The 18,324-nt window shown below is 74.5% G+C and carries 21 protein-coding genes; 10 read left to right on the plus strand and 11 right to left on the minus strand.

What is annotated here, in order from left to right; all coding sequences use genetic code 11:
- Nucleotides 1-27: 27 nt before the first annotated feature.
- Both Q1K26_RS25245 and Q1K26_RS25250 read right to left on the minus strand, forming a co-directional pair.
- Complete coding sequence (locus Q1K26_RS25245) at nt 28-606, minus strand: PadR family transcriptional regulator (RefSeq protein WP_300018090.1); 579 nt, start codon at nt 604-606, stop codon at nt 28-30.
- A gap of 4 nt (nt 607-610) precedes the next feature.
- Entirely contained in the window at nt 611-1,966 is a 1,356-nt protein-coding gene (locus tag Q1K26_RS25250) for a dipeptidase (RefSeq protein ID WP_300018093.1), read from the minus strand.
- 132 nt (nt 1,967-2,098) lie between these two features.
- On the opposite strand from Q1K26_RS25250, the gene Q1K26_RS25255 reads away from it, so the two are divergent.
- A complete protein-coding gene (locus Q1K26_RS25255) occupies nt 2,099-3,769 on the plus strand; it encodes a fatty acyl-AMP ligase (protein WP_300018096.1) in 1,671 nt (556 codons plus the stop codon).
- Nucleotides 3,770-3,790: 21 nt separating this feature from the next.
- Entirely contained in the window at nt 3,791-3,943 is a 153-nt protein-coding gene (locus Q1K26_RS25260) for a DUF4235 domain-containing protein (protein ID WP_300018099.1), read from the plus strand.
- Between the two features lie 17 nt (nt 3,944-3,960).
- Here Q1K26_RS25260 and pth read toward each other — a convergent pair whose 3' ends face one another.
- From pth to glmU, 4 genes are all read right to left on the minus strand, one after another.
- Nucleotides 3,961-4,545, minus strand: a complete 585-nt coding sequence (gene pth / locus Q1K26_RS25265) for an aminoacyl-tRNA hydrolase (protein ID WP_300018102.1) — start codon at nt 4,543-4,545, stop codon at nt 3,961-3,963.
- Between the two features lie 2 nt (nt 4,546-4,547).
- Nucleotides 4,548-5,225 (minus strand): 50S ribosomal protein L25/general stress protein Ctc, encoded by a 678-nt coding sequence (locus tag Q1K26_RS25270; RefSeq protein ID WP_300018105.1) that lies wholly within the window; start codon nt 5,223-5,225, stop codon nt 4,548-4,550.
- A 249-nt stretch (nt 5,226-5,474) separates the two neighbouring features.
- Nucleotides 5,475-6,455 carry a ribose-phosphate diphosphokinase gene (locus Q1K26_RS25275; protein ID WP_300018108.1) on the minus strand — a complete coding sequence of 327 codons (981 nt, stop codon included), beginning with the start codon at nt 6,453-6,455 and terminating at the stop codon, nt 5,475-5,477.
- Nucleotides 6,456-6,528: 73 nt separating this feature from the next.
- Nucleotides 6,529-7,998 carry a bifunctional UDP-N-acetylglucosamine diphosphorylase/glucosamine-1-phosphate N-acetyltransferase GlmU gene (gene glmU / locus Q1K26_RS25280; RefSeq protein WP_300018111.1) on the minus strand — a complete coding sequence of 490 codons (1,470 nt, stop codon included), beginning with the start codon at nt 7,996-7,998 and terminating at the stop codon, nt 6,529-6,531.
- Between the two features lie 186 nt (nt 7,999-8,184).
- On the opposite strand from glmU, the gene Q1K26_RS25285 reads away from it, so the two are divergent.
- From Q1K26_RS25285 to Q1K26_RS25315, 7 genes are all read left to right on the plus strand, one after another.
- On the plus strand, nt 8,185-8,643 hold the full coding sequence (locus Q1K26_RS25285; RefSeq protein WP_300018114.1) for a L,D-transpeptidase: 459 nt from the start codon (nt 8,185-8,187) through the stop codon (nt 8,641-8,643).
- A gap of 201 nt (nt 8,644-8,844) precedes the next feature.
- Nucleotides 8,845-9,282, plus strand: a complete 438-nt coding sequence (locus Q1K26_RS25290) for an OsmC family protein (RefSeq protein WP_300018117.1) — start codon at nt 8,845-8,847, stop codon at nt 9,280-9,282.
- Nucleotides 9,283-9,526: 244 nt separating this feature from the next.
- Complete coding sequence (locus Q1K26_RS25295) at nt 9,527-9,730, plus strand: hypothetical protein (protein WP_300018119.1); 204 nt, start codon at nt 9,527-9,529, stop codon at nt 9,728-9,730.
- Between the two features lie 51 nt (nt 9,731-9,781).
- Nucleotides 9,782-10,969, plus strand: a complete 1,188-nt coding sequence (locus tag Q1K26_RS25300) for a GAF domain-containing protein (RefSeq protein ID WP_300018122.1) — start codon at nt 9,782-9,784, stop codon at nt 10,967-10,969.
- The gene (locus tag Q1K26_RS25305; RefSeq protein ID WP_300018125.1) at nt 10,966-11,589 is read left to right on the plus strand and encodes a response regulator transcription factor; all 624 of its coding nucleotides are present in this window, start codon (nt 10,966-10,968) and stop codon (nt 11,587-11,589) included. The genes Q1K26_RS25300 and Q1K26_RS25305 overlap by 4 nt, the downstream gene beginning before the upstream one ends.
- A gap of 213 nt (nt 11,590-11,802) precedes the next feature.
- Entirely contained in the window at nt 11,803-12,177 is a 375-nt protein-coding gene (locus tag Q1K26_RS25310; protein WP_300018128.1) for a hypothetical protein, read from the plus strand.
- A 434-nt stretch (nt 12,178-12,611) separates the two neighbouring features.
- The gene (locus Q1K26_RS25315) at nt 12,612-12,932 is read left to right on the plus strand and encodes a hypothetical protein (RefSeq protein WP_300018131.1); all 321 of its coding nucleotides are present in this window, start codon (nt 12,612-12,614) and stop codon (nt 12,930-12,932) included.
- A gap of 478 nt (nt 12,933-13,410) precedes the next feature.
- On the opposite strand, the gene Q1K26_RS25320 is transcribed toward Q1K26_RS25315, so the two are convergent.
- Together Q1K26_RS25320 and Q1K26_RS25325 are read right to left on the minus strand one after the other, a co-directional pair.
- A complete protein-coding gene (locus Q1K26_RS25320; RefSeq protein ID WP_300018134.1) occupies nt 13,411-14,715 on the minus strand; it encodes an amidohydrolase family protein in 1,305 nt (434 codons plus the stop codon).
- Complete coding sequence (locus Q1K26_RS25325) at nt 14,712-15,335, minus strand: NYN domain-containing protein (RefSeq protein ID WP_300018137.1); 624 nt, start codon at nt 15,333-15,335, stop codon at nt 14,712-14,714. Before Q1K26_RS25325 ends, Q1K26_RS25320 begins: the two co-directional genes overlap by 4 nt.
- A gap of 43 nt (nt 15,336-15,378) precedes the next feature.
- Here Q1K26_RS25325 and paaI point away from each other — a divergent pair, with 43 nt between their 5' ends.
- The gene (gene paaI / locus Q1K26_RS25330; RefSeq protein ID WP_300018139.1) at nt 15,379-15,816 is read left to right on the plus strand and encodes a hydroxyphenylacetyl-CoA thioesterase PaaI; all 438 of its coding nucleotides are present in this window, start codon (nt 15,379-15,381) and stop codon (nt 15,814-15,816) included.
- A 16-nt stretch (nt 15,817-15,832) separates the two neighbouring features.
- Here paaI and Q1K26_RS25335 read toward each other — a convergent pair whose 3' ends face one another.
- The 3 genes from Q1K26_RS25335 to Q1K26_RS25345 are packed head-to-tail and all read right to left on the minus strand — an operon-like array spanning nt 15,833 to nt 18,322.
- Nucleotides 15,833-17,428: an MFS transporter gene (locus tag Q1K26_RS25335; protein ID WP_300018142.1), complete on the minus strand. Its 1,596-nt coding sequence runs from the start codon at nt 17,426-17,428 to the stop codon at nt 15,833-15,835.
- Nucleotides 17,425-17,856 (minus strand): MarR family winged helix-turn-helix transcriptional regulator, encoded by a 432-nt coding sequence (locus Q1K26_RS25340; RefSeq protein WP_300018145.1) that lies wholly within the window; start codon nt 17,854-17,856, stop codon nt 17,425-17,427. The genes Q1K26_RS25335 and Q1K26_RS25340 overlap by 4 nt, the downstream gene beginning before the upstream one ends.
- On the minus strand, nt 17,849-18,322 hold the full coding sequence (locus tag Q1K26_RS25345) for a MarR family transcriptional regulator (protein WP_300018149.1): 474 nt from the start codon (nt 18,320-18,322) through the stop codon (nt 17,849-17,851). The genes Q1K26_RS25340 and Q1K26_RS25345 overlap by 8 nt, the downstream gene beginning before the upstream one ends.
- Nucleotides 18,323-18,324: the final 2 nt, after the last annotated feature.

The raw sequence follows: 18,324 nt of genomic DNA on the forward strand, positions 1-18,324 counted from the left end.
CACCCTGGACCCGGCCGTCCCAGCTAGTCAAGCTTGATTAGTTACGTCGTCGGCGAACGCGTACTCACCGTCGCGGACCCGCCCGGCGACGTCGAGCGCCCAGTCGATCTCGGCGCGGATCTGCGCGGCGTAGAGGCGCATCAGGGCCGTCACCTGTGGTGGGGTCCCGTCGTCGGGCTGCGGCGGGGCCTCCTGCGGGGGCTCCACCTGCACCAGCCGGGCCCACAGGGCACGGACGCGGTGGTGGAACAGGTCCACGACCTCGGGGCGCCGTAGCAGATGCAGGAACGCGAAGGCGGCGTTGAGCGACTCGGGATCGCGCACCGCGTCCGTGATCGTCGAGCGGACCAGGTGCAGCAGCTCGGTCTCGCCGTCCGGGGTCAGGGTGTAGACGGTGCGCTCCGGCCCGCCGTCGCCCGCCTCCGTCGCCACCGGCTCCAGGAGGCCGTGCTTGGTCAGCGTCCGCAGGGCCTGGTAGATCGAGCCCGGCGCGACCTTGGCCCAGTCGTCGGCCCGCCAGCTCAGCAGCTCGCGGCGAACCTGGTACCCGTGGGCCTGACCGGCCTGGTGCACCACCCCGAGCACCAGCATGCGGATCGCCGACACCGCGCTAGGGCGCGAGGTCGGCGAGCAGCAGCGCCTCGGCGAGCACGCCACGCCCGAACATGCCCAGGTCGAGGCTCTCGTCGATGCCGTGCCACCGGCTGGCCGGGTCGCCGACGCCGGTGACCAGAACCGCGGCGCCCGGGAAGGTGCGCGCGAACTCCGCGATGAACGGGATCGACCCGCCGATCCCGGTCTCGACGGCGTCGTTGCCGTACGCGTGGGCGAAGCTGCGGCGGGCGGCGTCGTAGGCGGCGCCGGTGGCCTCGATGCTGAACGGCTCGGCTGCGCCGTGGTGGGGGTGGATGTCGACGTGCGCCCCCCACGGCACGTGGGCGCGCAGGTGCTCGGTGAGCGCGTCGCGGGCCTTGCCGGCGTCGTCTCCCGGGGCCAGGCGCAGGCTGACCGCGGCGCGGGCGCGGGGCAGCAGCACGTTGGACGACTCGTCCACGCGCGGCGCGTCGATGCCCAACACCGCGGCGGCGGGCTTGTTCCAGGAGCGCTCGGGGATCGTGCCGCAGCCGATCAGCTCGACGCCGTCGAGCAGGCCGACGTCGGAGCGGAACGTGGCCTCGTCGAACTCGGGGGCCCCGGACGTGCCGTGCACCAGCCCCGGCACGGCGACCTCGCCGTGCTCGTCGTGCAGGCTCCCCAGCGTGCGGCACAGCGCGGTGAGCGCGTCGCCGACCGGGCCGCCGTACACCCCCGAGTGCACCGGCCGCTCCAGCATCGACACCTCGATGATCACATCGACCAGGCCGCGCAGGCTCGTGGTGAGCGCGGGGACGTCGACGGCGGGGTTGGCGGCGTCGGCGATGACGATGACGTCGCAGGCCAGCGCGGCGTGGTGCTCGCGCAGCAGGGCGGGCAGCGTCGGCGAGCCGGACTCCTCCTCGCCCTCCACGAACAGCGTGACCCCCACCGGCGGCCGGCCGTCGTAGGCGCGGAGCACCGCGAGGTGGGTCATCACGCCGGCCTTGTCGTCGGCGGCGCCGCGGCCGTAGAGCCGTCCGGCGCGCTCGGTCGGCTCGAACGGCGGGCTGGTCCACTCGGCGTCGCCGCCGGTGGGCTGGACGTCGTGGTGGGCGTAGAGCAGGACGGTGGGAGCACCGTCCGGGGCCGGCCAGTGGGCGAGGACGGCGGGGGCGCCGCCGTCGGCCGCGACGACGCCCACCTCCACGGCCCCGGCCGCGCGGGCCAGCTCGGCCACGGCCTCGGCGCTGTGGCGGGTGTCGTCGGCGTGCGCGGGATCAGCCCAGACGCTCGGGATCCGCACCAGCCGTTCCAGGTCCGCGCGGGCGCCGGGGAGGGCGGCCTCCACGGCGGCGGTGACGGGGGACGGGGGCAGCGCGGCGTGGGACACGCGCCGATGGTAGTGGCCCCGGACCGGCCCGCTGCCCGCACTCGGCGGCGGGGCGTGCGGGTCCGGCCGAGCGGTGGTGCACCGTGGAGTTACGGATCACCGACGGCGCGCGGAGCACGTAGGCTCGCGCCCATGTCCCGGTTCCTGGCGATGTTGCTGGACTCCGCCGCGCACTCGTCGCGGGGGATGACCACCGGGGAGCCGAAGGCTCCCGTGCGACGCACCTGGCCGCAGGTGCACGCGTCCGCGCTCCGGATGGCCCGCTCGCTGCGGCCCGAGCTGGGCGCCGGATCGTCGGTGGGTGTGCTGGCCGGGGAGCCGGCGTCGATCGCGCCCGCCGCCCAGGCCGTGTGGCTGTGCGGGGGCAGCGTGACGATGCTGCACCAGCCGACCGCGCGCACCGACCTGGCCGCCTGGGCCGAGGACACCGTGTCCGTACTGGGCATGATCGGCGCGAAGCTGGTGCTGCTGGGCGCCCCGTTCGACGCGCTCGCACCGGTGCTGACCGAGCGCGGCATCGCGTTCCGCACCATCGACTCCCTGGACGGCGACCCCCTGGACGGCGACCCCCCCGACGGCGACGAGCGAGCGGGCGCCGCCCCCGACGCCGACGTCGCGGGTGAGGACGACACGGCCCTGCTGCAGCTGACCAGCGGCTCGACCGCCGAGCCCAAGGCCGTGCGCATCACCCACCGCAACCTGCACGCCAACATCGCGGGCATGGTCACGGCGTCGGAGCTGGACGTGCAGCGCGACGTGATGGTGTCGTGGCTGCCGCTGTTCCACGACATGGGAATGGTCGGCTTCCTGACGGTGCCGATGGCCACCGGGCTGGAGCTCGTGACCGTCACGCCCGTGGACTTCCTCACCCGCCCGCTGCTGTGGGCGGAGCTGATCTCGGGGTACGGCGGCACCGTGACGGCCGCTCCGAACTTCGCCTACGCCGTGCTCGGCCGCCAGCTCGCGCGCGCCGAGGGCCCGCTGGACCTGTCGACGCTGCGGATCGCGCTCAACGGCGCCGAGCCGATCGATCCCGACGCGGTGGACGCCTTCACCGCCGCCGGCGCCCGGTTCGGGCTGCGACCCGAGTCGGTGCTCGCGGCGTACGGGATGGCCGAGACGGCGCTCGGGGTGTCGTTCGCGCCGGTCGGGACCGGGCTGCAGGTCGACGAGATCGACCCGGACGCGCTGGAGTCCCACCGGCGCGCCGAGCCGGGCACGGGACGCCGGTTCCCCCGCCTGGGCCCGCCGCTGCCCGGGATCGAGGTGCGGGTGGTCGGCGACGCCGGCGCGGTGCTCGGCGAGCGCGAGGTCGGGGTGCTGCAGCTGCGCGGGGAGTCGGTGACGCCCGGCTATCTCACCGTCGACGGGCCGGTCGCCACCCAGGACGCCGACGGCTGGCTCGACACCGGCGACGAGGGCTACGTCGTCGGCGGCGAGGTCGTGGTGTGCGGGCGCCGCAAGGACGTCATCATCATGGGTGGCCGCAACATCTACCCCACCGACATCGAGCGTGCCGCCGCCCACGCCGGAGACGTCCGCGCCGGCAACGTCGTGGCGGTCCGCAAGCTCGCGGGCGACGGGGCGCACCGCGAGTCGTTCCTGGTGGCCGTCGAGTCCCGCAAGGCCGGTGACCCGGCGGCGGAGTCCCTGATCCGCAAGGACGTCACCAGGCGGGTGGTGTCCGCGGTGGGGGTACGGCCCGCGGAGGTCGTCGTACTGGGTCCGGGCAGCCTGCCGAAGACCCCCTCGGGCAAGCTGCGCCGCGCGGCGACCGGCGAGTTGCTGCGGGCGCGCGTCTGAGCGGCCCGGCCGCGGCATCGGGTGGCGCGCAGCGGGCAGACCGGGTACCCGTTCCGGCAGATCCTCGTCGCGGCCGCGCTGCAGGGAGCGATCTTCGCCGTGGTCAAGACCGCCATCGACCGCGGCGGTGCACGGGCGTTCGAACGGTGGACCGGGGAGTGGCCGGGCGACTGAACCGGCGCGCGGAGGGGTCAGCCCGAGAGGGCGTGGAACCGGTTCTGCGCCGGCTCCAGCCCGTCGGCCAGCAGGGCCTCGACGGCGTCGGCGGCGAGGTCGACGGCGAGGTCGAGCTCCTTCACCTCCGCCGCGGCGAAGCGCCGCAGCACGTAGTCGGCGGGGTCCTGGCGGCCGGGTGGGCGGCCGATGCCGAATCGCACGCGCAGGTAGTCGCGCGTGCCGAGCGACGTCGAGATCGACCGCAACCCGTTGTGCCCGCCCTCGCCGCCGCCACGCTTGAGGCGGACGACCCCGAAGCCGAGGTCGAGTTCGTCGTGGACGACCACGATGTCCTCGACCGGCACGGAGAAGTACTTCGCCAGGTTCGCGACCGGACCGCCGGACACGTTCATGTACGTGCGCGGCTTGGCCAGCACGACCCGGCGACCGGCGAGCCGACCCTCCAGCACCTCGGCGTTCGCGCGGTGCTTGGAGAACCGGCCGCCGCCGGCCCGCGCCGCCAGATGGTCGACGACGCGGAAGCCGACGTTGTGCCGGGTCGCCGCGTAGTCGGGCCCGGGGTTGCCGAGCCCGACGACCAGTGCAGGACCCGGCACCATGATCAGCCGTCCGAGTCGGCGGACGCCTCGGCGGCGTCGGACTCCCCGGACGACGGGGCGTCACCGGCGTCGCTGTCGGGCGCGTCCTCGACGACGCCGGCACCCGCGGTGTCGACCTCGTCCTCGAGGTCGGACTCGGTGGGCGCGGCGTTGACGTTGACGACCAGCGCCTCGGGGTCGGTGCGGAGCTCGCAGTTGGCGGGCATGGGGATCGAGCCGGCGAGGATCTGGGTGCCGATGGCGAGACCCTCGACCGAGACCTCCGCGTACTCCGGGATCGACGACACGTCGGCCTCGACCTCGAGCGTGTTGAGCTCCTGGGTGACCAGGCTGCCCGGCGCCGCGCTGCCGGTGATGTGCACCGTGATCTCGACGACGACCTTCTCGCCGCGGCGGATCACCAGCAGGTCGACGTGCTCGATGTAGGGCCGGATCGGGTGCTGCACGACCGTCTTGGTCAGCGCGAGCTGCGGGGTGCCGCCGATGTTCAGGGTGACCACGGCGTTGCGGCCCTGCTCGCGGACGACCCGCTTGAACTCCAGCTCCGGGAGCGAGAGGTGCTGGGGGTCGGTGCCGTGCCCGTAGAGCACGGCGGGGATCTTGCCGGCACGTCGGGTGCGGCGGGCGGCGCCCTTGCCGAACTCGGTGCGGGTCTCGGCGTCGATGCGGGCCTCGGCCACGGTGTTACTCCTCGGTCAGACGTCTGCGTGTGAGCGCGCGGCGAGGCTCACCGGACGGACCGGGCCTGCGTCGATCACGGCGGGCTAGAAGGACACCCGCCCTCGCCGCGGAACTGGGGGAAACGATACGCGACCGGTCGCGCAGGCCCCGCACCCACCCGCGAGTCGGGGCCTGGGTGCGAGCGTGTCGGGGCATCGGTGCGCCCGGAGACCCCGACTCGCGCGCCCGGAGACCCCGACTCGCGGGGGCTACGCGTTGCCGTCGAAGAGGCTGGTGACCGAGCCGTCGTCGAACACCTGGTGCACGGCCTGGGCCAGCAGCGGCGCGATGGACAGGACCGTCATCGCCGGGAAGCGCTTCTCCTCCGGGATCGGGAGCGTGTCGGTGAAGATCACCTCACGGGCCCCGCAGTTGGCGAGGCGCTCCGTGGCCGGGCCGGACAGGACGCCGTGGGTGGCGGCCACGACCACGTCCTTCGCGCCATGGGCGAGCAGTGCCTCGACCGCCTTCGCCACCGTGCCACCGGTGTCGATCATGTCGTCGATGACGACGCAGAGCCGACCGTCGATGTCGCCGACGACCCGGTTCGCGACGGCCTCGTTGGGCTTGCGCGGGTCGCGGGTCTTGTGGATGAACGCCAGCGGGGTGCCGCCGAGCGTCTCGGCCCAGCGCTCGGCGAGGCGGACGCGGCCGGAGTCGGGCGAGACCACCGCGAGGGCCTCGTCGGCGTAGGTGCGCCGGACGTGCTCGGCGAGCACCGGCAGGGCGAAGAGGTGGTCGACCGGGCCGTCGAAGAAGCCCTGGATCTGGGCGGTGTGCAGGTCGACGGTCATGATCCGGTCCGCGCCGGCGACCAGGAACATGTCGGCGACCAGGCGCGCGGAGATCGGCTCGCGACCGCGGTGCTTCTTGTCCTGGCGCGCGTAGCCCCAGAACGGCATGACCACGGTGATCCGCTTGGCCGAGGCGCGCTTGAGCGCGTCGACCATGATCAGCTGCTCCATGATCTGGTCGTTGATCGGTGCGGAGTGGCTCTGCAGGACGAAGGCGTCGCAGCCGCGCACCGACTCCTCGAAGCGGACGAAGATCTCACCGTTCGCGAAGGAGTAGGCCGACTGCGGCGTGATGGTGACGTCCAGGTGCTTGGCCACCTGCTCGGCGAGTTCGGGATGTGCCCGCCCCGAGAAGAGCATCAGGTTCTTCTTGGGCGTGGCCGACATGGCACTCATCGCGCTCCCTCGCAGCACTCGGTCGGCGCTGCGCGCAGGGCACCGCGCAGGTGGTTCGCTCGCTGTCGCTCGCTCACGGAGCTTCAGCCTCCAGGGCGTCGTGGGCCGCTCTCGCGGCCGCCGTGTCGGGTCGCTTGCGCGCGACCCATCCCTCGATGGTCCGCTGTGACCCGGCCGACACCGCCAGCGCCCCCGGCGGGACGTCCTCCCGCACGACGGCGCCCGCGCCGGTGTAGGCACCGTCGCCGACGTGCACCGGGGCGATGAAGGTGTTGTCCGAGCCGGTGCGGGCGTGCGAGCCGATGACGGTGCGCTGCTTGCGCACGCCGTCGTAGTTGACGAACACCGACGAGGCGCCGATGTTGCTGTGCTCGCCGATGGTGGCGTCGCCGACGTAGGTGAGGTGCGGGACCTTGGTGCCGGCTCCGATGTCGGAGTTCTTCACCTCGACGAACGTGCCGATCTTGCCGGCCCGGCCGAGCCGGACGCCGGGGCGCAGGTAGGCGAACGGTCCGACCGACGCGCCGGGCCCGATGGCGGAGTCACTGCCGTGCGTGCGGACCACCGACGCACCGGCCCCGATCTCGCACGAGGTGAGCGTGGTGTCCGGGCCGATCGTCGCGCCGTCGCCGACCGAGGTGACGCCGTGCAGCTGCGTGCCGGGGTGCAGCACGACGTCGACGCCGAGCTGCACCTGCACGTCGACCCAGGTGGTGGCCGGGTCGACGACGGTGACGCCCGCGCGCATCCAGCGGTCCAGCACGCGGCGGTTGAGCTCGGCGCGCACGGCGGCGAGCTGCACCCGGTCGTTGACGCCGGTGACCTGCCACGCGTCGGCGCACGCGAGGGCGCCCGCGCCCGACCCGTCGGCGTGCGCCATCGCGACGAGATCGGTGAGGTAGAGCTCGCCCTGGCTGTTCCCGGTGCCGAGGCGGCCCAGGCCGGCGCGCAGGAACGCCGCGTCGAACACGTACACCCCGGAGTTGATCTCGCGGATCCGCCGCTGCTCGGGCGCGGCGTCGGCCTGCTCGACGATGCCGGTGACGGTCCCGCCCGGCCCCCGCTCGATGCGGCCGTACCCGGTGGGGTCCTCGAGGGTCGTGGTGAGGACGGTGACCGCGCAGCCGCCGTCGTGGTGCGCGGCGAGCAGCGCGGCGAGCGTGGCCGGTTCCAGCAGCGGGACGTCGCCGTAGCTCACGAGCACCGGCCCGGCGAGGTCGGCCGGCAGGTCGGCGAGGCCGCAGCCGACGGCGTGACCGGTGCCGAGCTGCCGATCCTGGACGGCGGTGACCACCGTGCGCTGCAGCTCGTCGGCGAAGTCACCGACGGCGACCGCGACCTGCTCCCGGCCGTGTCCGACCACCACGACCAGGTGCGCCGGATCGAGCGCCGCCGTGGCGTGGACCGCGTGCCCGAGCAGGCTGCGCCCCCCGATCGGATGCAGGACCTTCGGGACCGCCGACCGCATCCGGGTGCCCTCGCCCGCGGCGAGGACGACGGCCGCCGCGGGGGACACGGCAGGCATCGGGACGGTTTCGGGCATGGGCTGCGGCTCCCTCGTCGCTGACCTGCGCGCCGGAGCAGCGCCGACGTCCGGACCCGCGAATCCTACGTCGTCACGGCGGAACACCATCCGGGCGCGCACCGTAACCCCGTTCCGCCGTCTCTCGTTGGGGTGGCGGACGCGCGGCAGGTCGGGCCGGCGAGGTACACGGGTGAGGACGTCGGCATGGGTAGGCACAGCAGTCTCGCGCGTCGCTGGGCGGCGACCGCGGTCGTCGTCGGCCTGGTCACGCTCGGTGCCACGGGCACCGCGCAGGCGGACGACATCGCCGACGGCACGCCGTGCTCGGAGGCCGCGCGCGCGTGCGTCGACCTGGACGAGCGGATCGCCTGGCTGATCGAGGACGGGGACGTCGCCCGCGGCCCGGTGCCGATCAGCCCCGGCGGGCCCGAGCGGGAGACCCCGCGGGGCGACTTCCGGGTCGAGTGGAAGCACCGGGACCACCGCAGCGGCGAGTTCGACGGGGCGCCCATGCCGTTCGCCGTGTTCTTCGCCGCGGGCGGGATCGCCTTCCACGAGGGCAACCTGCACACGCCGTCGGCCGGGTGCGTCCGGCTGGCCTTCGAGGACGCCGAGGCCTTCTTCGGCCACCTCCGCGTCGGCGACCGCGTCGAGGTCCGCTGACCCCCCTCGATCGCCGCGCGACCGTTCACCGGCGGAGCGTCACCGGATCGGGTCTCGGCTCGGCGCCCGCCGCCCGCTGATCCCCCGTTCGCCGTCGAGCTCCGACCGGTCGTCTCACACTCCGTGAGAACGCGGACGGGTCGGGCATCCCAGGTGTTGGAGAGAACGAGAACCCGACACCGAGGAGACCCGGAGGCCACGATGCCCACTCGCACCGCGCGGACCGCATGGAACGGCACCCTGGAGCAGGGCGCCGGTCAGGTGGAGCTCAGCAGCAGCAAGGTCGGTACCTACGACGTCAGCTTCCCCAAGCGGGCGGCCGACGACGCCGGCGGGACGACCAGTCCCGAGGAGCTCATCGCCGCGGCCCACTCCGCCTGCTACGCGATGCAGCTCTCCGCGTTCATCGCCGAGGCCGGCGGCACGCCGCAGTCCCTCGACGTGCGGGCCGAGGTCACCCTCGGCCCGGACCCGGCCGGCGGCTTCGCCATCACCGGGATCGCTCTCACCGTCCGCGGCGAGGTCGACGGCCTGGACGCGGCGGGCTTCGAGGCCGCGGCGCAGCAGGCGAAGGACGGCTGCCCGGTCAGCAAGGCGCTCTCCGGCACCACCATCACGCTGGACGCCGGCCTCGAGTGAGGCCGGACATCACGAAGGAGAACCACATGAGCTGCACGGGGAACGGGCGGCCGGAGCCGACCCCTCCGCCACGACCGAACGGCCGCTGACCGGTCGCCGAACCACGGGCGGGTGGGCCGCTACGGCCGATCCGCCCGAACCCATCGTCCGATCGGTCCCCTTCGGGTACGCCGAGGTGCATTTGTCACCGTGGAGCGGCACACTCTCCGGTGAACACACTCCGTGCACGTCGCGTACCTGAGGGGTGATCATCGCCGTGGTCGAGTGGGTGCTCGTCGCCGTGGTCGCCTGGTGCGCGGTGGCCGTCGTCGTCGGGCTGCTCGTCGGTCGCGCGGTGCGCATGCGGGACCGCCAGGTGCCGCGGACCGGTCCGACGTCCGACCCACCCCCGGTCGCACCGCACGCCGCCTCCGCGCCCGAGCGCGATCGGGAGAGCCGCGGGCGCTGACCCCTGCAAGCGGGTGTGTTGCGGCGGTCCCAGGTGTGCGATCGTCCGCGGATGTCGTCCAGCGACCGTGCGGCCGAGCGCGCCCGCGAGCAGGAGCACGTGCTCAACGCCCTGCTGGCCGAGCGCGACGGCCTGCTGTCCGTGCTCGACCGCGTGCTCGCCCTGCACGGCACCGCACGGTTGATCCGCGACGCCGCCGGGGCCGACGCGGGGTTCGTCGCCGATCTCGACGGCCCGGGCCGGGCCGTCATCCGGTGGCTGGCGGGCAACCGCACCGACTCGCTGCAGGACCTCGCGGTGCCCGTCGGGCAGGGTGTCGGCGGGCGGGTGCTCGCCCTGGGGCAGCCCGTGCGGGTCAGCGACTACGTGTCGGCACCGAGCATCACCCACCACTTCGACGGGATGGTGCGCCGCGAGGCGATGTCGGCGATGCTGGCGGTACCGATCCTCGAGAACCGGCCGGACGGCGCCCCGGCCACCGTGGCGGTCGCCTACGCGGCGCTGCGCGGCGCGGGCGAGTTCGGCGACGACGCCGTGGGCGCCGTGGAGAACATCGCCCGGGAGGCGGCGCGGGCCCTGCGTCTGGCCGACCGTGCCGAGTCCGGCCGCACCACCGCGGTGGCCGCGGAGCGCCAGCGCATGCAGGCCTCGCTGCACGACTCCGTCGGCGCGATGCTGTTCTCCATCGGCGCCCAGGTGCGCGACCTGCGCACCACGCTGCCCGACAACCCCGTGCTGCGCACGCGCCTGGGCCGCCTGGAATCCGACGTCTCCGCCGCGTCGCTGGCACTGCGCGAGTCGCTGCTGGCGCTGTCGGAGTCCGGCCCGGAGCGCGCGCTGCCGATCGAGCTCGCCGAGCACTGCCGCAGCTTCGAGGCCCGCACCGGGGTGCCTGCGCGGCTCGTCCCGCTCGGCGAGGTCGCCCCGCTCGACGCCGAACGCACCACGTTGCTGATCAGCGCCGTGCGGGAGGGGCTGCTCAACACCGAGAAGCACGCGGGGGCGGCGACCGTCGTCGTCAGCCTGGGGATGGTGGAGGGCGGCGTGCAGGTGGCGGTCGCCGACGACGGCTGCCCCACCGCGGAGTCGATCGCCGACACGCCCGACGGCGCGGGCCTGGGCATCCGGATGCTGGTGGAGAAGGCCGCCCGCCTGGGCGGCCGGGTCAGCCTGGTGCACGACGAGGACGGCGGCACGACGTTGCGGATGCTGCTGCCCGTGCCCGGGCACGTCGGATGAGTCCCGCCCGGGTGATGGTGGTCGACGACCATCCGGTCGTACGCGACGGCGTGGCTCTGCTGCTGCGCGGTGAGCCCGCGCTGGTGGTGGTGGGCTCGGCGGAGAGCGGGCGCACCGCGCTGGAGCGCGCCCCCGGGCTGCGACCCGACCTGGTGCTGCTGGATCTGCGGTTGCCCGACATGCTGGCCCCGGAGGTCGTCGCCGGGCTGCGCGAGGGCTGCCCGGCGGCGAAGGTCGTGGTGTTCACCGCCCACGGCGACCATCACGGCGTGCAGGCCGCGCTCGACGCCGGGGCCCACGGCGCCCTGCTCAAGGACGCCGCCGCCACGGACCTGGTGGCCGCGCTGCGCCGGGTGCTGCGCGGCGAGCGGGTGTCGGACCCACGGATGGTGCCCGGGACGGTGGGCAACCAGGCGGCACTGGCCCGCAGCGGCCTCACCCGCCGCGAGTACGAGGTGCTGCGGCTGGCCGCGCAGGGCCGCACCAACCCGGAGATCGCCGAGAGCACCGGTCTCGCACGCAACACCGTCAAGACGTACCTGCAGTCGGCGCTGCACAAGCTCGGCGCGCGCAACCGCGTGGAGGCCATCGGCAAGGCGAGCGAGGCCGGCCTGCTCTGATGCGCTGCCGGAGCGGGGATGGACGCGCTACGGCGCCGACGGTCGCCCTCGCGACCGGGCGAAGGCCCCTTCGGGTCGGGACGGTCGTGCCCGCGACGGCGACCGTCAGCGTCCTCACGACGACGACACCGCCGCCGGCCGGGGCGCCGGCGCGGGGCCCGCGTCGGCGGCTCTCGGCCGCCCTGGTGATCCGGCAGGCGGGCCGACCGCGGGGTGGTCCGGCTCGACCACGCCCGGATCGGCACGTTCCGCGACTCGAGGACTCGCTGGTCCGGTGCGGCCGAAGGAGTCGTCCTCATCGACGGATTCGACTACGGATCGTTGAACGACACCCATGTGATTGACGTCCGAACGAGGTCGTGCTGCATCGAAAGCGTGATGAACGACCGCTCGCCGGGTTTCTCCGACCAGCCGGCCGCGGCGTACCGGCGCACGGGCCGTGAGGAACTTCCCGCGCGGGTACGGATCGCGCGGCAGCACCGACGCTGCGCCGCCGCCGGTCGCGCCACCCGGATCTGGGGCGCGCTGCCGCGCCGGACCGTGGGCGACGGCCATCGCCCCTGGTTGGCCGCGTGTGCCGGCCGGTGAGCCCGGGGGTACTGGGCCGCACCTGGTTCGCCTTCCACCAGCCTCCACCGATCGGCGCGGGCCAGGATCCCGCCCGGAACCCGTGGATCGACGTCGCGGACACCCTGCTCCCGATCGTGTACCTCGGGCCGGACGGCTACCGGCGGACGCCGGGCGCGTCGCGGTGGATAGCGCGCGCGCTCGTGGCCGCGGGGTGGATTCTGGCCACCACGGCTGCAGCGGGCGCGGCACGGACACCCACGAGAGTGTGATCGTGAAGAAAACACCACCCGAACGAGCGTAATCGCGCCGAGCGCCTGTAACCGTCGCTCCGAACCCGTTTCCCCGAGCGGGTGTCCCCGTTGTGGGTGTCGTAGTCGGAATGCGCTGAACGGTCCAGACGACGATGGGCCGATCGGCGACGAACACGGAGGTGTCGTGTGTCGGAAGTGGTCATGGCATACAGCGAGAGACGGCGGTCGGGTCGCCACGCGTTCGACGAGGACGCCGCACTCACCCCGATCTTCCACGCGCTCAACCGGGGCGGCTGGCGAGGCCGCCAGCAGGAGCCCGCCGCCCGGCCCGCGGACGCGGTCGACGAGTTCCGCCGCGACCCGCTGACCGCCCCGATCCCGGTGCAGTCGCTCGCCGCCCCGACCCGCCCGGCACACCCGACACCGCCTGCCCGGCGGCGACGCCCGGCCGCGCACGCCCTCGTGGAGCCGCGCGCCGGTGGCCGGCACCACTTCCGGCTGGAGGGCGCCGGACACCGGTGACACGGACGACCCGGGCCCGGGACGGGGCCGCGGGGAAGCGGTCGGCTGGGGAGCGGGCCGCGAGCAGGGACCGGGCCGGTGGCCCGCACGCATCGCAGGTGGTGACGGACCACCCGCGGTCGGTGCGGACACCGGCCCGTCGCGTCGCACCGGCATGGGTACCCGGGCGAGCGCCCGGCGCCGTCCCACGCACCCACGCGTATGGCGCACCCAGCGGCCCCTCGCGCACCCAGCGGCCCCTCGCGCACCCACCGGCGCCTCGCGCGCTCCCGGCGGTGCGCGGGACGCAGCCGAGCGCGCGAGACAGAGCTCGGCACGAGGACCGCGCTGCGAGCGCCGCGCGGCGCGGGCGGCGGGAACGCGGGGCGGACACGCGGCAGGATGCGGGATGCGGGACGGTCCGCTGCGAGGGCGCGATCCTGGGCACTGCGCCCGGAACCGGTCGGGCACGGGGTGCGTGCTCGACGCGGGAAAGCTGCTAGGGGATACGGAGGCGGGCCGCCAGGGCCCGGACCGCAGCCGTGGTCGTCGCCCGGTCCACGCGGGTCGGCTCGCCGCCTGCCAGCACCTGCTCCCCCGCGACCCACACATCGCGGACCAGGCGCGCGCCGCCCGCCCACACGAGGTTGGACAGCAGCTGCGCGTCGTCACCGGGATCGGTGAAGACGGGATCGTCGAGGTCGACGTGCACCAGGTCGGCCCAGCGGCCCGGCTCCAGCGCGCCGAGGTCGGCTCGGCCGATCGCCGCGGCGCCGTCGCGGGTGGCCATCAGCAGCAGCTCCGCGGCGGTCAGGGCGGCCGCGTCGCCGCTGGTGACGCGCGCGAGCAGCCCGGCGAGCCGGGCCTGCGCCCAGACGTCGAGGTCGTCGCCGGAGGCGGGCCCGTCGGTGCCCAGCCCGACCCGCACGCCCGCCCGGCGCAGCGCCGTGACCCGCGCGATGCCCGCGGCCAGCTTGGCGTTCGAGCCGGGACAGTGCGCCACGGCCGTGCCCCGGGCGGCCAGCAGCGCCACGTCGTCGTCGGAGAGCTGGACGGCGTGCGCGGCGAGCACCCGCCCGTCGAGGACGCCGAGCTCGTCCAGCAGTGCGGGAACCGACCCGTGCGAGGCGCGGGCGACCGCGTCCTCGTCGGCCGCCTCGGCGACGTGCACGTGCAGCAAGGCGCCGCGTGCGCGCGCGTGCTCGCCGATCGACGCGAGCGCCTCGGGCGGCAGCGTGTACGCCGAGTGCGGGCCGTAGCCCAGCTCGACGCGGCCGGTGGTGAGCCCGTCCGCGTCGATGCGCGCGGAGATGTCGTCGCGCATCTGCTCCCAGGTGCCCAGGCGGTCCCAGCCCGGTGCGGCGATCACGCCGGGCGTCAGCAGCACCCGCGAGCCGACGGCGACCACGGCATCGAGCACGGCCTGGGTGTGGAAGTACATCTCGACGCTGGTGGTGGTGCCCGCGCGCAGCTGCTCCACTGCGCCCGCGGCCATCGCGTCGCGCACGTCGGCACCGGTGAGGCGGGCCTCCATCGGCCACATCACCTCGTGCAGCCAGCGCAGCAGCGGCAGGTCGCCGCCGGCGCCGCGCAGCGCGAGCATCGGGGTGTGGGCGTGGGTGTTGACCAGCCCGGGCAGCAGCGCGCCGGGCACCGCGTGCACCGGGCCGGGCGCCGCCGGGGCCTGCGGGGCGGGACCGACGAAGGCGATGCGGCCGTCGTCGCCGACGTCCACGACGCCGTCGCGCAGCACCGAGCACGCCGGGTCGCACGGGAGCACGACCGGGGCCGTCAGCCGGATCACCTGCGGGGCTCCAGCAACGAGCGCAGCGAGCGGAACGGGGGCAGCCAGGCACCACCGTCGGGCAGCGAGTCCAGCGTGATCCGCGGCAGTGGCTCGCGGAAGACGCCCTCGATCTCCTCGAGGTCGACGAACTCCATCACGTCCGAGGCCACCGCGAACGTCGCGTGCTCGCGGAACCCGATGACCGTGACATAGGTGCCCTTGGCGCGCAGCTCCTCCAGCGGCTCGCGGAACGCGCGACCGTCGCCGGAGGCCACCACGACGTGTTCGAGCGTGCCCTCGTCGGCGCGCAGCCGGATGTGGGCGAGCATGTCGTCGTCGACGTCGGAGTCTTCGGTGATCTTCGGCTTGGCGAAGACGGCGAAGCCGACGTTGCGCAGCGCCTCCACCCACGGTCGCACCACCTCGGTGCTGCCGGGTACCACGTTGGTGAACACGGTGGCCTCGGCGATCGCGTCGGGCCCGGCCAGATCCAGCAGCCAGCGACCGACGGCGTCGAAGCGCGGGCGGAACGCCGACGTGGGCCGGGCCCCCAGCAGGGTGCCCAGGCTCATGTCCATGTTCGGCGCGTCCCAGACCAGCAGCACACGGGGGCCTGCGGGCGGTGCTGTCACGGTCATGGCCGGACCCTATCCCGGGTGTCGCGGGTGACATCCTGCCCGGATGGATCAGCCCGAGGAGATCGCCCGCCGCAGCGCCGCGGCGATGGAACGCGCGGACGCGGCGGGCCGTGGTGCCGGGGTGCGCCTGCTCGGCGTGTCACCCGGCGCGGCCCGGGTGGGGATGACGGTCGCGGCGCGCCACGTCAACGGGCACGGGATCTGCCACGGCGGCTACGTGTTCCTGCTCGCCGACGCCGCGCTCGCGTACGCGTCCAACAGCCACGGCGTCTCGGCCGTCGCCGCGGGCGCGGACATCGCGTTCCTGCGGCCCACCGCGCTGGGCGACGAGCTGGTCGCCGAGGCGGTGGAGCGGGCGCGGACCGGACGCTCGGGTCTGTACGACGTGACGGTGCGGTCCGGGGACACCGTGGTGGCCGAGTTCCGCGGCCGGACCCGCCAGGTCCCCGGCCTCACCCAGCCCCCGCCGGCCCACGGGTAGCCGCCCGAGCCGGCGGCTACCCGCGAGCGGCTGTCGGCCCCGCCACCAGCACGGGGACCACGCGGTCGCGCGCCTCGGCGGCCGGGCCCGCGGACTCCGGTTCCGGCGACTTCCCGATGGTGGTGCGCAGCGGCACCTCGCGGATGAGCAGCACCGCCACCAGGGTGAGGAGCGACGCCACCGCCGCGAGCCCGAAGACCAGTGCGATGCCGTCGCCGTAGGCGGCCCGCACCGCCTCGGCCTGCACCGGGGTGTCGGTCGCGAGCCCCTCCAGCCCGGACGCGGACCCGCTGAGCAGCGCGACCCGTGCGCTGAGCACGACCCCCAGCACGGTGACGCCGACGGTGCCGCCGAGCGAGCGGAGGAACGCCACCAGCGCGCTCGCCGCCCCGACGTCGCGCAGGTCGACGGTGTTCTGCACGGCGAGCACGAGATTCTGCATGCTCATCCCGATGCCGACGCCGAGCACCACGAGGAACCCGCCGATCCGCACGACCGGGGTGGTGTGGTCGATGGTCGACAGCAGCGCCAGGCCCGTGGTGATCAGCACCGCGCCGGTGACGAGGTAGGGCTTCCAGCGGCCGAAACGGCTGATCAGCTGTCCGGAGACGGTCGAGGCGACGAGCAGGCCACCGATCAGCGGGAGCGTCAGCAGCCCGGCCGTGGTCGGGTCGTAGGAACGGGCGACCTGGAAGTACTGCCCGAGGAAGACCGTGCCGCCGAACATCACGACGCCGACGACGAGGCTCGCCACCACCGAGAGCACCACGGTGCGCTCCCGGAACAGCGTCATCGGGATCACCGGTTCCGGGGCGCGGAACTCCACGATGACGGCGACCGCCAGTGCGGCGACGCCGAGCGCGGCGAGCGCGTACGAGGTGCCCGACGCCCAGGCGAACGACGACCCGGCCAGCGAGATCCACACCAGCAGTACCGACACGCCACCGGCGATGAGCGCGGCGCCGAGGTAGTCGAGCCGGACCGCGCGCGGCAGCGTCGGCACGTGCAGGGTGCGCTGCAGCACCACGAGCGCCACGAGCCCGATCGGCACGCCGATGAAGAAGCACCAGCGCCAGCCCAGCCCGGGGGTGCTCACGAGCAGGCCGCCGGCGAGCGGGCCGGACACGGTGGCCGCGGCCAGCACGGCTCCGAGGTAGCCGGAGTAGCGGCCGCGCTCCCGCGGGGGGATCAGCGCGGCGATGACGACCTGCGCGAGCGCCTGCAGGCCACCGGCTCCCACGCCCTGCCCGGCCCGCCAGGCGATCAGCGCGCCCATCGAGCCGGACAGCCCGGCCCCGATCGAGGCGACCACGAAGATCACGATCGCGATCTGGACCAGCAGTTTCTTGCTGAACAGGTCGGCGAGCTTGCCCCAGATCGGCGTGGTGGCGGTGGTGGTGAGCAGCGTGGCGGTGACGACCCAGGTGTAGCCGGTCTGGTCGCCGCGCAGGTCGGCGACGATCGTCGGCAGCGCGTTGGCCACGATCGTGCTGGACAGGATCGCGATGAACATCGCGAGCAGCAGCCCGGACAGGGCGGTGAGCACCTCGCGCCGGTTGCGCCCGTTCCCGGCGGGTGCGCCCTCGGTCTGCGCGCTGGCGGTGGCGGTCATGGCAGGAGTTCCTTCGTCGTGGACGTGCGGGGGAAGGCGAGCGGATCCGGGTCGCCGAGGCGGTCGTCGAGCTCGTCGGCGATGGCGGCGACGACCCGGGCCGCGGTACGGACGTCGACGGGGGCGGCCCGGGCCAGTGCCCCGCGGACGAGGTCGCGCTTGAGCCGCTGCGCCCCGGCGAGCAGCGCACGGCCCTCGGGGGTCAGGCGGACCAGGCCGGCGCGGCGGTCGGCGGGATCGGGGCGGCGGCACACGAGGCCGCGGGCCTGGAGCTCACCCACCTGGCGGCTGACGACGGACTGGTCGACCCCGCGCAGCCCCGCGATCTCCCCGAGGCGGTTGGTCGGGTTCGTCGACCGCCGTATCGGGGTCGGCCGTCGACGTCGTGTGCATAGGACAACTATATGGAAGATGGTTGCGTCATGCAACCGGTGGTTCCCTCCCGGGATCCGGGATCGTCGCCGCCAGCCGGGTGAGCCCGTCGGCGAGGTCCGCGATCTCCTGGGTCGACCAGGCCGCCAGCCGCTGCCGCCACACCTCGTGCCGCGACCGCATGACCTCCTCAAGCCGGCGGCGCCCGTCCTCGCTGAGCTCGAGCAGGAAGGCCCGCCCGTCCTGCGGGTCGGGCCTGCGCCGCACCAGCCCGACCGACTGCAGGGTCGTGACCTGCCGGCTCATCGTCGACTTGTCCAGGCCGAACTCGTCGGCGAGATCGACCAACCGGAGCGGCCCGGCCCGGGAGATCGCCAGCAGCACGGCGTAGGAGCCGGCGTCGATGTCGGGGTGCACGCGCCCGGCGAGGGCCCGCAGCACGCTCCGGGAGCGCCGCAGCAGGAGGCTGACCTCGCGCTCCAGGCGCTCGACCTCGGCGTCGTGATCCCGCTCGGCGGCCACCG

It is taken from the genome of Pseudonocardia sp. (assembly GCF_029263155.1).
GTDB lineage: Bacteria > Actinomycetota > Actinomycetes > Mycobacteriales > Pseudonocardiaceae > Pseudonocardia.